11 protein-coding genes are annotated in these 14,215 nt (G+C 72.4%); 9 read left to right on the top strand and 2 right to left on the bottom strand.

All coding sequences use genetic code 11. The features are described 5' to 3' along the window. Nucleotides 1-78 precede the first annotated feature (78 nt). Nucleotides 79-1,866 (top strand): chaplin family protein, encoded by a 1,788-nt coding sequence (locus FKD65_RS27045; protein WP_141580136.1) that lies wholly within the window; start codon nucleotides 79-81, stop codon nucleotides 1,864-1,866. Between the two features lie 228 nt (nucleotides 1,867-2,094). Here the strand turns inward: FKD65_RS27045 and FKD65_RS27050 are convergent, their stop codons facing one another. Continuing rightward, complete coding sequence (locus FKD65_RS27050) at nucleotides 2,095-2,280, bottom strand: DUF5703 family protein (protein ID WP_141580137.1); 186 nt, start codon at nucleotides 2,278-2,280, stop codon at nucleotides 2,095-2,097. A gap of 253 nt (nucleotides 2,281-2,533) precedes the next feature. On the opposite strand from FKD65_RS27050, the gene topA reads away from it, so the two are divergent. From topA to FKD65_RS27090, 8 genes are all read left to right on the top strand, one after another. Next, nucleotides 2,534-5,260: a type I DNA topoisomerase gene (gene topA / locus FKD65_RS27055; RefSeq protein ID WP_168221207.1), complete on the top strand. Its 2,727-nt coding sequence runs from the start codon at nucleotides 2,534-2,536 to the stop codon at nucleotides 5,258-5,260. A 28-nt stretch (nucleotides 5,261-5,288) separates the two neighbouring features. After that, entirely contained in the window at nucleotides 5,289-7,376 is a 2,088-nt protein-coding gene (gene tmk, locus FKD65_RS27060) for a dTMP kinase (RefSeq protein WP_141580138.1), read from the top strand. A gap of 19 nt (nucleotides 7,377-7,395) precedes the next feature. Beyond that, nucleotides 7,396-8,535 carry a DNA polymerase III subunit delta' gene (locus FKD65_RS27065; RefSeq protein ID WP_141580139.1) on the top strand — a complete coding sequence of 380 codons (1,140 nt, stop codon included), beginning with the start codon at nucleotides 7,396-7,398 and terminating at the stop codon, nucleotides 8,533-8,535. Between the two features lie 137 nt (nucleotides 8,536-8,672). Beyond that, nucleotides 8,673-10,388, top strand: coding sequence for a S8 family serine peptidase (locus FKD65_RS27070; RefSeq protein WP_141580140.1), 1,716 nt, complete (start codon nucleotides 8,673-8,675; stop codon nucleotides 10,386-10,388). Between the two features lie 119 nt (nucleotides 10,389-10,507). Next, nucleotides 10,508-10,987 (top strand): low molecular weight protein-tyrosine-phosphatase, encoded by a 480-nt coding sequence (locus FKD65_RS27075; protein WP_141580141.1) that lies wholly within the window; start codon nucleotides 10,508-10,510, stop codon nucleotides 10,985-10,987. Nucleotides 10,988-10,992: 5 nt separating this feature from the next. Next, nucleotides 10,993-11,829: a fructosamine kinase family protein gene (locus FKD65_RS27080; RefSeq protein ID WP_368367133.1), complete on the top strand. Its 837-nt coding sequence runs from the start codon at nucleotides 10,993-10,995 to the stop codon at nucleotides 11,827-11,829. A 105-nt stretch (nucleotides 11,830-11,934) separates the two neighbouring features. Continuing rightward, nucleotides 11,935-12,918, top strand: a complete 984-nt coding sequence (locus FKD65_RS27085; protein ID WP_141580142.1) for a hypothetical protein — start codon at nucleotides 11,935-11,937, stop codon at nucleotides 12,916-12,918. 48 nt (nucleotides 12,919-12,966) lie between these two features. Next, nucleotides 12,967-13,797 carry a regulatory iron-sulfur-containing complex subunit RicT gene (locus tag FKD65_RS27090; protein WP_141587105.1) on the top strand — a complete coding sequence of 277 codons (831 nt, stop codon included), beginning with the start codon at nucleotides 12,967-12,969 and terminating at the stop codon, nucleotides 13,795-13,797. 7 nt (nucleotides 13,798-13,804) lie between these two features. Here the strand turns inward: FKD65_RS27090 and FKD65_RS27095 are convergent, their stop codons facing one another. Continuing rightward, nucleotides 13,805-14,101 (bottom strand): hypothetical protein, encoded by a 297-nt coding sequence (locus FKD65_RS27095; protein WP_141580143.1) that lies wholly within the window; start codon nucleotides 14,099-14,101, stop codon nucleotides 13,805-13,807. Between the last annotated feature and the right edge of the window lie 114 nt (nucleotides 14,102-14,215).

Below are 14,215 nucleotides of genomic sequence, written 5' to 3' on the forward strand. Positions count from 1 at the left end.
CCGCCGTGCCCTCATGCGCGGCCTTCCCCCGAGGCACACGTGTCTCTTCTCCACCAAATCACTCCCCTAAGGAGCATCATGCGACGCACATCACGTGCCATGCTCACCGCGGGCTTCGTCGCCCTCGGTGTCAGTGCGATCCCGGTCAACGCCTTCGCCGACACCACCGGTGAGGGCGGCGTCCTCGCCGGCAACCAGGTGAACGCGCCGATCTCCGCCCCCATCGACGTGACCGGCAACGCGGTCTCCGTGCTCGGCATCAGCCAGGCGCAGTCCAAGGGCGGCGCGACGGTCAAGCAGAACGGCAACGGCAACGGCGGGCAGCAGACGTCCGGCAAGGGCGGCGTCGGGTCCGGAAACCAGGTCGACGCCCCGATCTCGATCCCGGTGAACGCCTGCGGCAACGCGGTCGCCGTCCTCGGCATCGCGCAGGCCGGCTGCACCGGCGGCGCCACGGTCAAGAACCCCGGCGGCGGCGACAACGGCGGCGGCGGCAGCGTCAGCCGGACGGGGCGCCAGGCCGCGAACGGCAACGGGAACGGCGGCCAGGTCACCGACGGGTCGGGCGGCGTCCTCGCGGGCAACCAGGTGAAGGCGCCGATCTCGGTGCCCGTCAACGTGTGCGGCAACGGCGTCGCGGTCATCGGCCAGGCGGTCGCGGGCTGCGAGGGCGGCGCCAAGGTCAAGGGCGGCAGCGGCACCGGGGCGAACCAGCAGACGTCCGGCGCCGGGGGCGTCCTGTCCGGGAACCAGGCCGACGTCCCGATCAGCGTGCCCGTGAACGTCTGCGGCAACGCGGTCGGCAACGCGGTGGCGTCCTGCGACGGCGGCGCGACCGTCAAGAACGCCGGCCAGGGGACGGGGCAGCAGACCACCTCCGGTGCGGGCGGCGTGCTGTCCGGGAACCAGGCGAACATCCCGATCTCCATCCCGGTCAACGTGTGCGGCAACGCCGCGGCCGTCATCGGGCAGGCGGGCGCGGCCTGCGAGGGCGGCGCGAAGGTCGTCGGCGGCTCCGGAGGCGGCGAGCAGACCACCTCCGGTGCGGGCGGGGTCCTGTCGGGGAACCAGGCGAACATCCCGATCTCGATCCCGGTCAACGTGTGCGGCAACGCCGTCGCGGTCATCGGCCAGGCGACCGGCTCCTGCACGGGGGGCGCCTCCGTGAAGAACGGCGGCACCGGGACGGGGCAGCAGACCACCTCGGGCGCCGGGGGCGTCGGCTCCGGGAACCAGGCGGACGTGCCGGTCACGGCCCCCGTCGACGTGTGCGGCAACGGCGCCGCCGTGATCGGCCTGGCCTCCCCGTCCCCCGACTGCGACGGCCCCGGCACCGGCTCGCCCTCGCCGGCGCCCTCGCCGTCCTACCGCACGAGCGGCACCGCCCCGCGGCCCGCCGCGCCGATCGCCCCGCCCGCCGTCGGCGGCGGGTCCGGGCTCCTCGACGGTCTCGGGGCGCCGGGCCTGCCCGTCCAGAACCAGCGCACCGCGGGCGCTCCCCTCGCCGGCGACGGCTCGCCCCTGTCGCTCCTCGACACCCGCGCCCTGCCGGTGCTGAACGCCGCTTCCCAGCCGGGCGCGCCGGTCGCGCTGCCCAAGGCCGGAGCCCAGCGCGTCCGGCAGGACGGCGGAACCCCGGTGTCGCTCCCGGTGCCCGTGAAGCCGGTCGTCCCGGCCGGTGCCCAGGCCGTGCAGGCCCCCAAGGCCACGGACGAGCTCGGCCAGGTCAGGCACGTCGCCGCCACGGAGACGATCTCTCCGGCGACGAAGTCGGGCGCGACGCTGCTGGCCGCGGTCTCCGGGCTGCTGGCCGCCGCGGCCGGCGTGACGGTGCTGGCGCGGCGGATCCGGGTGGGCCGCCGCTAGATCCACCAGTACGCGGGTGAGCCGGCCGCACGGCCGGCAGCGGAAGACCTTCGCCCGTCCCGGAGGCGCGGACCGGGGCGGGCGAAGCCGCGTTCCCGGAAGGGCGGGGTTCCCGGAGGGGCGGGCTAGTGGGCGGGGAGGGCGGACGCGCGACTATTGTGGACACAGTAACGTCACGTCAGGGAATCCGTACGCAGTGCTACGCTCCCGGCAGGTCGCTGGGAACGGTCAGAAGGTACGGACGGCTCGGATGACCTTGCGGCGCAGTTGAATACGACGGCGGCCGTCCGGGTACAGGCGCAAGCGATCGAGTTCCCAGCCGCCGTGCTCCGCGTGCTCGGTCATGATCTGCCGGGCGGTGTCACGGGTGGTGCCGCGCGGCAGTGACAGGACGAGGTAGGTGTACTCCGCCATTGCGACCATTATTACTTGGTCTACCGGCCGTGCGGCACCGTACCGTGGCGTCCCGGTCCGCGCGCCGTCCGGCGGCATGCAATCCTGTCGGAGGCGCGCGGCGGTGAGAATCCCGCCGCTTGGCGGGGGCGGGACGCCGATCGCGAAGCGGCGGCGGAAGGGCGCGGGCACAAACACGCCGTCATGCGACGTTGTACGAAGCCTGTAGGAAGAGCCTGAGTCAGAGGACCGAGACAGCGAGGTTGGAGCGACTGTGCCAGCCAAGAACGGCACCGCGAACAGTGGCCGGGGCAACGGCGCGGGGACGCGCCTTGTGATCGTCGAATCGCCCGCGAAGGCGAAGACGATCGCGGGCTACCTGGGCCGCGGCTACATCGTGGAGTCCAGTATCGGCCATATCCGCGACCTCCCCGGAAGCGCCTCGGAGGTGCCGGCCAAGTACAAGGGCGAGCCGTGGGCGAAGCTCGGCGTGAACGTCGAGCGGCAGTTCGAACCGCTCTACGTGGTCAACTCCGACAAGCGCCAGCAGGTCAGCAAGCTCAAGAAGCTGCTCGCCGAGGCCGACGAGCTCTACCTCGCGACGGACGAGGACCGGGAGGGCGAGGCGATCGCCTGGCACCTCCAGGACGTCCTGAAGCCGAAGGTCCCCGTGCACCGGATGGTCTTCAACGAGATCACCAAGGACGCGATCCAGCGCGCCGCCGCGAACCCGCGCCAGCTGAACATGCGCCTGGTGGACGCGCAGGAGACGCGCCGCATCCTGGACCGCCTCTACGGGTACGAGGTCAGCCCCGTCCTGTGGAAGAAGGTCATGCCGAGGCTGTCGGCGGGCCGCGTGCAGTCGGTGGCGACGCGCCTGGTCGTGGAGCGGGAGCGGGAGCGGATCGCGTTCGTCCCCGCCCACTACTGGGACATCGCGGCCCAGTTCGACACCGGCAAGGACGAGGAGCCCACGGCCTTCAAGGCCGGGCTCGTCTCCGTGGACGGCAGGCGCGTGGCGCAGGGCCGCGACTTCGCCTCCGACGGCACCCTGAAGACGCGGGACGCCCTGCACCTGGACGAGGCCGCCGCGACGGCCCTCGCCGAGCGGCTCCGCGGCCGCCCGTACGAGGTCAAGTCGGTCGAGCGCAAGCCCTACACGCGCCGCCCGTACCCCCCGTTCCGCACGACGACCCTCCAGCAGGAGGCCAGCCGCAAGCTGAGCTTCTCCGCCAAGTACACGATGTCGGTCGCGCAGAAGCTGTACGAGAACGGCTTCATCACCTACATGCGAACCGACTCGATCACCCTGTCGGAGACGGCGATCACGGCGGCGCGGCGGCAGGCGGCCTCGCTGTTCGGCGCCGAGTACGTCCCTGACAAGCCGCGCGTCTACGCGTCCAAGGTGAAGAACGCGCAGGAGGCCCACGAGGCGATCCGCCCGGCCGGCGAAACGTTCCGGACGCCCGCGGAGACGGGCCTGTCCGGCGACCAGTTCCGGCTGTACGAGCTGATCTGGAAGCGGACGATCGCGTCCCAGATGAAGGACGCCGCCGGCCAGTCGGTGTCGATCCGGGTCACCGGGGTCTCGACGAGCGACGAGCGGGCCGAGTTCGGCGCGACCGGCAAGACGATCACGTTCCACGGGTTCCTCAAGGCCTACGTGGAGAGCGCCGACGACCCCTCCACCGACCGGGACGACCAGGAGCGGCGCCTTCCGAACCTGGCCGAGGGCGACCCGCTCACCGCGAGCGCGGTGGACGCCGAGGGCCACTCCACCCGCCCGCCGGCCCGCTACACCGAGGCCAGCCTGGTCAAGGAGCTGGAGGAGCGCGAGATCGGGCGGCCGTCGACCTACGCCTCGATCATCGGGACGATCCTGGCGCGCGAGTACGTGTTCAAGAAGGGCACGGCGCTGGTCCCCTCGTTCCTGGCGTTCGCCGTGGTCAACCTGCTGGAGCGCCACTTCGGCAACCTGGTCGACTACGACTTCACCGCGCACATGGAGGACGGCCTCGACGAGATCGCCCGCGGCGAGGCCGAGCGCGTCCGCTGGCTGTCCCGGTTCTACTTCGGCGACAACGGCGACTGGGGGGTGGCGGGGCGTAGCCACGGGGGTGGAATGCCGGGCCTGAAGGAGCTGGTCGGCGACATCGGCGACATCGACGCCAAGGGGATCAGCTCGTTCCCGATCAAGGGCACCGACATCATGGTGCGGGTCGGCCGGTACGGGCCCTACCTCGACCGCGACGGCGAGCGCGTCAACATCCCCGAGGACATCGCGCCCGACGAGCTGACCGCCGAGAAGGCCGAGGAGCTGTTCGCGCAGCCGTCCGGCGACCGGGAGCTCGGCACCGACCCCGAGACCGGCCACACGATCGTGGCCAAGTCAGGACGGTTCGGGCCCTATGTCACCGAGATCCTGCCCGAGCAGGCCCCGCCCGCCGACGGCAAGAAGCGGACGAAGAAGGCCGACGCCGCCAAGCCGCGCACCTCGTCGCTGTTCAAGTCGATGTCGCTCGACACGATCACGCTCGACGACGCGCTGAAGCTGCTCTCGCTGCCGCGCACGCTGGGCGAGCTCGACGGCGAGCCGGTGACCGCGCAGAACGGGCGGTTCGGCCCGTACATCAAGCGGGGCTCCGACAGCCGGTCGCTCGGCTCGGAGGACGAGCTGTTCACGGTCACGCTGGAGCGCGCGAAGGAGCTGCTCGCCCAGCCCAAGCAGCGCGGCCGCCGGGCCGCGGCCGCCGCGCCGCTGCGCGAGCTGGGCAAGGACCCGGCAAGCGGGGAGCCGGTCGTGGTGAAGGAGGGCAGGTTCGGCCCGTACGTCACCGACGGCGAGACGAACGCGAGCCTGCGCAAGGGCGACGAGGTCGAGTCGATCACGATCCAGCGCGCGGCGGAGCTGCTCGCGGAGCGCCGTGAGAAGGTCGCCGCGGGCGGCGGGAAGAAGAAGACGACGACGCGCCGTCGAACCTCCGCAAAGTCCGGTTCATAGGGACATCTACGCCGATACCCTGACCGACATGACCAGAACGGGCGCACCTCGGCCGCACCCCGCAGCCCCACCGCCGCCGGGCGTTTCGTCGCTTTCGTCGATCGGGCCGTTCCGCCGGCTCCGGATCGCGCTGTCGCTGTCCAGCGCCGCCCAGTGGCTCGGCGTTCCCGCGCTGACCGCGATGGCGGCGGCGCTGGCCCGCGGCGACGATCCCGCCGCGCGGGCACAGGCGATCGGTGGCACGCTGGCGCTGCTGCTGCTGCCCGCGGTGGTGCTCCCGCCGGTCGCCGGGCTGCTCGCCGCCCGCGTCGACCGCCGGCTGATGCTGATCGTCGCGGACGTGCTGCGACTCGTGGTCGTGGTGACGGTCCCGCTGGTGGACGCGCTGCCGTGGACGTTCGCCGCCGCGTTCCTCGTCTCGTGCCTGAGCCTGCTGTGGATCCCGGCGGCGCGCGCGTCCCTGCCCGCCCTGGCCCCGGACGAGGAGCTGCGGCCCGCCGCCCGCCGCGCCGCGGCCCGCGTCCTGTACGGTCCGGCGCCGGCGGCCGCCCTGCTGTTCGCCCTCCTCGCGCTCGTCGCGAACGGGACGCTCGGCGCCGGCTCCCGCGCCGATCTCGCCCTCTACGTGACGGCGGGCCTGTTCCTCGTCTCGGCGGCCGTCACCGCGGCGGCCGGCGAGATCCCCGCGACCGAGCCGGTCGCGGCCCCCTCGCCGCTGAAACTGATCTTCCAGGGCCCGGGGTCGGCCGCCGCGCGCGGCCTCGGCCTCGCGATCGCCGCCGCTTCGGTCACGGCGGGCGCGGTCGTGGCGGTGGCCCGCGTCCACGCGGGCGAGCTCGGGGGCGGTGACGCCGGGTACGGCTCCGTCCTGACCGCGCTCACGGTGGGGCTCGGATTCGGGTTGTTCCTCGGGCCGCGCGTGCTCGTCCCGTTCAGCCGCCGCCGGCTCCTCGGCCTCGCGGTGATCGCCGCCGCGCTCGCGCTGGTCGTGCTCGCCCTCGTCCAGAACCTCGTCGTCGTGGTCTTCACGACGGCGTTCCTCGGGGTGTTCGCCGGGGCGGCCTGGTCGACCGCCGCCGCGGCGCTGCACGGCCCCGACCCTGCCCGCGACCCCGACGCGCCGGAGGACGCCCGCCCGCCCGCCTTCCTGCGGTCGGTCGCGCTCGTCGCGGTGCTCGTCACGTTCGCGGCCGTCCCGCTCATCGCGGCGCTGGTCGGTTCGCACCGCCTCGATCTCGGCGGCGGCGTCTACGACGCCCACGGCTCCGGGATCGCGCTGCTGATCGCGGCCGTCGTCGCGCTGCTGGCCGGGCTGATCGCCTACCGGCGGCTGGACGACCGGCGCGGCATCCCGCTCGTCCCCGACCTGCGCGCCGCCCTGCACGGCGAGATCTACACGCCGCCGGAGCAGGCCGCGGCGGCGCCCCAGCCCGTCCACCGCAACCGCGGCGTGTTCATCGCGTTCGAGGGCGGCGAGGGCGCGGGCAAGACGACGCAGGCGCGGCTCGCCGCGATCTGGCTCCGCGACCACGGCTACGACGTGGTCACCACGCACGAGCCCGGCGCCACCAAGATCGGGATGCGGCTGCGCGCGATGCTGCTGGACCGCGACACCACCGGTCTGTCCGACCGCGCCGAGACGCTGCTGTACGCCGCCGACCGCGCCGACCACGTGGCCAACGTGATCAAGCCGGCGGTGGACCGCGGCGTGATCGTGGTCAGCGACCGCTATGTCGACTCGTCCCTGGCCTACCAGGGCTTCGGGCGGGGGCTCCCGGTGGAGGACATCGCCCGCGTCAACGCCTGGGCGACCGGCGGCCTCGTCCCCGACCTGACCGTCCTGCTGGAGATCCCGCCGCAGGCGGGCCTGCGCCGGCTGTCGGCGCCCGCCGACCGCATGGAATCGGAGTCGCAGGAGTTCCACGAGCGGGTCCGCGAGGGCTTCCACGCCCTCGCCGAGGCCGACCCCGACCGCTACCTCATCCTGGACGCGAGCCGGCCGCAGGGCGAGCTGAGCCGGGAGATCCAGTACCGCATCCGCGAGATCCTGCCCGACCCCGTCCCGCTCGGCACCGAGGACGCCACGAGCACGTTCCCGGTCATCACCGACTTCTGAGCCCGCTAGCCTCTGTTCCATGACCGTGTGGGACGACCTGGTGGGGCAGGAGCCCGTCATCGCGCAGCTGTCCTCGGCCGCCGGAAGGGCGGAGGGGCCGGCGCACGCGTGGCTGTTCACCGGGCCGCCCGGGTCCGGGCGCGTCACCGCCGCGCGGGCGTTCGCCGCGGCGCTGCAGTGCACGGAGACGCCGCGCGGGTGCGGGCACTGCGCGTCCTGCCACCAGGTGCTCCAGGGGACGCACGCGGACGTCGAGGTCGTCCGCCCGCAGGGGCTCTCGTTCGGCATCAGGGACGCCCGGGCGCTGGTGCTGCGGGCCTCCTCCTCGCCGAGCGGCCGCGGCCGCCAGATCGTGCTGTTCGAGGACGCCGACCGGGCCACCGAGGGCGCAGCGAACGCGCTGCTGAAGGCGATCGAGGAGCCGCCGCCGCGCACGGTGTGGCTGCTGTGCACGCCGTCGCCGGAGGACCTGCTCGTCACGATCAGGTCGCGCTGCCGGCTGGTGACCCTGCAGACCCCGCCGATCGCGGCGATCGCCGACTTCCTCGTCCAGCGCGACGGCGCCCCGCGCGAGACCGCCGAGGTCGCGGCGCGGGCGGCGCAGGGCCACATCGGCCGGGCGCGCCGGCTCGCCTCCGATCCGCGGATGCGGCAGGTGCGCGATCAGGTGGTGGCGGTCCCGCGCAGGCTGACCGGCGTGAGCGCGGCGGTCGCGGCGGCGGAGACCCTCGTGAACGCGGCGAAGGCGGAGCGGGACGCCCAGACGGCCGAGCTGAACGACGCGGAGACCTCCGCCCTGCGCAAGGCGCTCGGCGAGAGCGAGAAGGGCCGGATGCCGCGCGGAACGGCGGGCGCCCTCAAGGAGCTGGAGGACCGGCAGAAGTCGCGGGCGACGCGGATCCTGCGCGACGCCCTCGACCGGACCCTGCTCGACCTCGCGTCCTACTACCGCGACGTGCTGACCCTCCAGCTGGGGGCGGGCAGCGAGCTGGTCAACATCGAGCTGGGCCCCGAACTCCGGTCGGCCGCGGGGGACGGCCGTCCGGAGGAGACCCTCCGCCGCCTCGATGCGATCATGGACTGCAGGGAGCGGTTGGCGGCGAACGTCAACCCGCAGCTTGCGTTCGAGGCGCTGACCTTGGCGTTGCGCAACGGGTGAATGTGTTCGGGGGCTTACGTAACTTGTCCCCATTCGTTACATTTCCGTACGCGACTCTCAACGGGCGCACACGTAACGTTCGCTGGCCGATCAACCGAAATCCGGTTGGTCAACCCCCACCAGCCAGGAGGTCTGCCTTGCGGCGAGCCTTGATTTCCGCCGCGTGCGCCGTCACCACAGTGACGGCCCTCGCGTTCCCAGCATCCGCAGCTCCGGGCCCAGCACAGGCGAAGGGCGAGGTCTCGGAGTACGTCGTCCTCTACAAGGAAGGCGTCTCCCCCGGCCAGGCCCAGAGGGCCGTGACGGCCGCGGGCGGCAAGGTCGTGCACGAGAACCGCGACGTGGGCGTCGCGACCGTCAAGTCCCAGAACCCGGAGTTCATCCACGCCGTGATGAACCAGCGGGCCCTGGAGGGCGTGGCCCACAACCGGGTCATCGGCGAGGCGCCGAAGACCAAGAAGAAGGCCGAGAAGGTCGAGAAGCTCAACGGCACCGGCCGCGGCGCCGCGAGCAGGACCGCTCCCGCGGGCAAGCCCTCCAAGGACGCCGACCCCCTGGCGGACCTCCAGTGGGACATGAAGCAGATCCACGCCACGGCGGACGGCTCCTACAAGAAGGAGCCCGGTGACCGGCGCGTGCTGGTCGGCGTCCTCGACACCGGTGTGGACGGCGACCACCCGGACATCGCGCCGAACTTCAACCGCAAGCTCAGCCGCAACTTCACCCACGACATCCCGACCGACGCCAACGGCAACGAGGTCGACGGGCCCTGCGAGTTCAAGTCGTGCGTCGACCCGAGCGACTGGGACGACAACGACCACGGCACGCACGTCGCGTCCACGATCGCCTCGCCGCGCAACGGCCTCGGCATGGCCGGCGTCGCGCCGAACGTGTCGATCGTCAACCTGCGCGTCGGCCAGGACTCCGGCTACTTCTTCCTCCAGCCGACCGTCGACGGCCTGACCTACGCGGCCAAGAACGGCATCGACGTCGTCAACATGTCGTACTACATCGACCCGTGGCTGTGGAACTGCGGCAACAACCCCGCCGACAGCCCCGAGGACCAGCTGGAGCAGCGGACGATCATCAAGGCCGCCCAGCGCGCCCTGGACTTCGCGCACCGAGGCGGCGTCACCCTGATCTCCGCGGCCGGCAACGACCTCGTCGACTACACCAAGACGAACGTCGACGACAGCAGCCCCGACTTCCCGTCCACCCCGGGCGAGGAGCCGCACGAGCGCACGGTCCCGGCGAGCTGCGTGTCGATGCCGTCCGAGGGTGAGAACGTCATCCCGATCTCGGCCACCGGCCCGAGCGGCCGCAAGTCGTACTACAGCAGCTTCGGCAACGGCTACGTCGCGGTGGCGGCGCCCGGCGGCGACAAGGTCGACAACGCCGACCAGCGTCCGGACAACAACGGCGGCATCTGGGCTGCCTACCCCGAGCGGCTCGCGAAGGAGCGCGGCGAGCTGAACGACGACGGCACGCCGAAGCTGGCGTCCATCATCCGCAGCTGCAAGGGCGACAAGTGCGCCTACTACCAGTCGCTGCAGGGCACCTCGATGGCCTCCCCGCACGCGGTCGGCGTCGCCGCGCTGATCATCAGCAAGTACGGGCGCAAGGACCGCGGCGGCGGCCTGACCATGGACCCGCGCCTCGTGGAGCAGGTTCTGCGCGGCACCGCGACCCCCAAGGAGTGCCCGAGCCCGCGGACGGTCGAGTACGTCTGGTACACCCAGTCGAACGGCCAGTGGGTGAAGCACACTTCGACCCAGACCTGTGAGGGCTCGAAGCAGCAGAACGGGTTCTTCGGCAACGGAATCGTGGACGCGCTGCACGCCGTCTCGCGCTGACCCCGCCTGGACCACCCCAGGACGCGACCCCCGGCTCCGGCCGGGGGTCGCGTTCTTTCTCGGGCCGCCCGGCCTTCGCGGGGGTCACCGGCCGCCGGCCCCTCGTGCATCATGGAGGGATGCCGTACCGAGTCACGTTCGTCTGCACGGGCAACATCTGCCGCTCCCCGATGGCCGAGTGGGTCCTGCGCCACCACGTCGAGGAGGAGGGCCTGGACGTCGAGGTGGACAGCTCGGGCACCGGCGGCTGGCACGTGGGCGACGGGGCCGACGACCGGACGGTCGCGGCGCTGGCGCGGGCCGGCTACCGGTCGGCGCACATCGCCCGGCAGTTCGAGGACCACTGGTTCGACCGGTACGACCTCATCCTCGCCCTCGACGAGGGCCACCTGAGGGCGCTGCGCGCGATGGCGCCGGACGGGGAGGCGCGCGGCAAGATCAGGCTGCTGCGCGAGTTCGACCCGGACGCGGACGGCGACCTCGACGTCCCCGACCCCTACTACGGCGGCCGCGCCGACTTCGACCTCGTCCTGGAGCAGGTGGAGGCGGCCATGCCCGCGCTGCTGGAGGAGATCCGCGCCGCGCTCAAGGAGGCCTGACCGCGGTGCGGCTGGAGCGGCTGCTCGGAACCGGGGTCGAGAAGGTGCACGACCTCGGCTCCAGCCATTCCTGGACGCTGCACCGGGCCGCCCTGGCCGACGGCCGCGACGTGTTCGTGAAGGCGGCCCGCGACCAGGCGGCCGTGTTCGCGGCGGAGGCGGCCGGGCTGCGCTGGCTGGGGGAGGCGGGCCCCGGGGCGCCCGTCCCCGAGGTCGTCGCGGCCGACGACCGCATGCTCGTCCTGCCGTGGCTGCCGACGTCCTCGCCGTCCCGCGAGGCGGCCGAGCGCCTGGGACGGGAACTGGCCGCCCTGCACACCGCGAACCGCCCGGGCGTCTACGGCGCGCCCTGGGACGGCTTCATCGCCGACCTCCCCTTGGACAACACCCCTGACGACCGCCCCTGGCCCGCCTGGTACGCCGAACGCCGCCTCGAACCGTTCCTCCGCCTCGGCGCCCGGCACCTCTCGTCCGAGGACGTCCGCCTGGTCGAGCGCGTCATGTCCGGCATCGACGCGATCGCCGGGCCGCCGGAGCCGCCGTCCCGCATCCACGGCGACCTGTGGTCGGGGAACATCCTGTGGACGGGCGATCGGGCGCTGCTGGTCGACCCGGCCGCGCACGGCGGGCACCGCGAGACCGACCTCGCGATGATGGCGCTCTTCGGGACACCGCACCTCGATACCGTCCTCGGCGCCTACGATGAGGCCGCGCCCCTGGCGGACGGATGGCGCTCCCGCGTCCCGTTGCACCAGTTGCACCCGCTGCTCGTCCACGTGGCGCTGTTCGGCGGGTCGTACCGGGCGTCTCTGGTCGAGGCCGCGCGCGCTTCGCTCGGCTGACGGGGCTCACGACTTGGTTAACTCCGCCTTTATGGGTTTTTGTCGCGTTGCAGATGCGGTAGAAACGACGGGCGATCCGGCAGGAAGGGCAGGTTGGCAAACCCCATGGACGACGGCAGGCGCGAGGACCCGGGTACACGTCTCGGCTCTTGGAAGGGCCTCGTCCCCCTCGGCATGGCCGCGGCCGCCGCGCTGCTCATCGGCGGCGGCGTCGACACGGTGCACCGCCACCAGCGTGCCGCCGAGAAGGAGCACGAGGCCAAGCCCGCGGCCAAGGCCGAGAAGACCGAGCCGACCGTCGTCGTCGGCGTGGGCAAGCAGGGCACGTCGCTCCTCGTCCGGGACGTGGGCACCGGGGCGAACGTGGGGCTCCCCGTGGCCGCCCCCCAGGGCCGCCGCTTCCACCGCGTCGCCGCCCTGAAGGACGGCTCGTACATCGTCGCGACCCCCGGAGACCGTGACGTCACCTTCCAGCGCCTACGCCTGGACGATGGGCGCCCCAAGGACCTCAAGCCCGTCCCCAAGGCCACCGTCCCTGGTGGCTTCTCCGCTTGGTCGGACCTCGCCGTGACCCCGGACGGCGCACAGATCGCCTACGTCACCTACAGGGGCACACGCGCCCGCGTGGACGTGCTCTCGCCGGAGACCGGCGTCCACAAGGTGTGGACGACCAAGCTGCGCGCCCGTGTCGGAAGCCTCTCCTGGTCCGGCACCACGCTGTCCTTCGTGTGGAGTCCGGTCGGCTCTGCGGCGCACCAGGTCCGCACCCTCGACACCAGCGGCGCCGCAGGAGACCTCAAGACCAGCAAGGCCGCCATGGCCCTGCCCAAGGGCAGTTCGAACGCCGTCCTGAGCCGGGACGGCAACTCTCTCATCGCGGCCGTGGCGAAGAACTCCGAACTGACGCTCCAGACCTACACGCTGCAGGGGAACCCCACCAAGACCCTGTGGACCCAGAAGGTGAAGGGGCTGCCCACCGGCCTCGACATAGCCCACACCGGCCGCGGCCTCATGGTGACCGCAGGCGACCTCTACGCGCAGGGCGTTCCGACCGTCCCGGGAGAGGATCTCGCCGACGCCGCCTGGTGAGACCTAGAGTAGGTCGCAAAACCGGGCGAACGGAGCGAAACCGTGGGCATGGTGATGGCCGTCAGCTTCACCCGTTACGGCCGGCTGTTCTACCTCGATCCGGGCTCGCACAGCCCCAGGGTCGGCGACAAGGTCCTCGTCCCCACCGAGTCGGGTCCCGAGGTCGCCGAGTGCGTGTGGGCGCCGCAGTGGGTCTCCGAGGACATCGACGGCCTCCCCGAGTGCGCCGGACCCGCCACCGACGAGCACCTGGCCCGCGACGAGGCCAACCGCCGCCGCCGCGCCGAGGGCCGTTCCATCGCCAAGCGGCTCATCCGCAAGCACGAGCTCCCCATGAAGGTCATCGGCGTCGACTACCTCGACACCGACAACGTCTTCAAGATCTACTTCACCGCCCCGCACCGCGTCGACTTCCGCGCCCTCGTCCGCGACCTCGCCCGCGGCATCAAGGCGCGCGTCGAACTGCGCCAGGTAGGCCCCCGCGACGAGGCCCGCCTCCAGGGCGGTATCGGCCCCTGCGGCCGCGACCTGTGCTGCGCCACCTTCCTCAAGGACTTCGAGCCCGTCTCCGTCCGCATGGCGAAGGACCAGGACCTCCCGGTCAACCCCCTCCGCATAGCCGGCGCCTGCGGCCGCCTGATGTGCTGCCTCAAGTACGAGCACCCCCTCTACATGGAGTTCAAGGAGAAGGCGCCGCGCCTGGGCTCGCGCGTCAGCACCCCGGAGGGCGAGGGCCAGGTCATCGGCTACAACGTCCCCGGCGACCGCGTGACGGTGAAGGTGGGCTCCCGCCGCTGCTCCTGCCCCTCCGCCTCGGTCTGCTCCCCCCGCCAGCAACACGAAGCCCACTACGACCCCACCCCCGAAGACCCCGCCTGACGAGGGGTCAAGGGGTGGAGAGGATGGCGCCCCTCTCGTCGTTCATGCCGGTGACCAGGATGCGCTTGCTGCCCGGAATGCGGCTGATGGCCCGGGCCTCGAAGTCGTCGAAGCGGGACGTCCAGATCCTTTTCCGGGTCCAGGTGCCGGTGGGGGTGCGCCGGAGGGAGGCGTCCTCGACCTCCGTCCGCCACTGGGCGCCTCCGGCCCTGGGCCTCAGGGGCTCCGACTCCGCGGCCGGCAATCCGCAACCGGCCAGAACGAGCAGGGCGACGGCACAGGTTTTCGGCAAGCGGATTCTCATGGGCTCTCCATCCCGAAACGGTCGACTCGTCCTGCGCCGAGGGAAGTCGCGGCGGATGGGCGTCCGTACCTAGACGGCGCGGCCCGTCGTACTCAGGGCCGACCAGCCCGCCCT

Origin of the sequence: Actinomadura sp. WMMA1423, from assembly GCF_006547145.1 — a bacterium.
GTDB lineage: Bacteria > Actinomycetota > Actinomycetes > Streptosporangiales > Streptosporangiaceae > Spirillospora.

Excerpts from the sequence above, each read along its gene's own strand:
- FKD65_RS27090 (WP_141587105.1), top strand. The coding sequence starts at position 12,967 with ATGGTGATGGCCGTCAGCTTCACCCGTTACGGCCGGCTGTTCTACCTC.
- FKD65_RS27065 (WP_141580139.1), top strand. The coding sequence starts at position 7,396 with ATGACCGTGTGGGACGACCTGGTGGGGCAGGAGCCCGTCATCGCGCAG.
- FKD65_RS27085 (WP_141580142.1), top strand. The coding sequence starts at position 11,935 with ATGGACGACGGCAGGCGCGAGGACCCGGGTACACGTCTCGGCTCTTGG.
- tmk (WP_141580138.1), top strand. The coding sequence starts at position 5,289 with ATGACCAGAACGGGCGCACCTCGGCCGCACCCCGCAGCCCCACCGCCG.
- FKD65_RS27050 (WP_141580137.1), bottom strand. The coding sequence starts at position 2,280 with ATGGCGGAGTACACCTACCTCGTCCTGTCACTGCCGCGCGGCACCACC.
- FKD65_RS27095 (WP_141580143.1), bottom strand. The coding sequence starts at position 14,101 with ATGAGAATCCGCTTGCCGAAAACCTGTGCCGTCGCCCTGCTCGTTCTG.
- FKD65_RS27045 (WP_141580136.1), top strand. The coding sequence starts at position 79 with ATGCGACGCACATCACGTGCCATGCTCACCGCGGGCTTCGTCGCCCTC.
- FKD65_RS27075 (WP_141580141.1), top strand. The coding sequence starts at position 10,508 with ATGCCGTACCGAGTCACGTTCGTCTGCACGGGCAACATCTGCCGCTCC.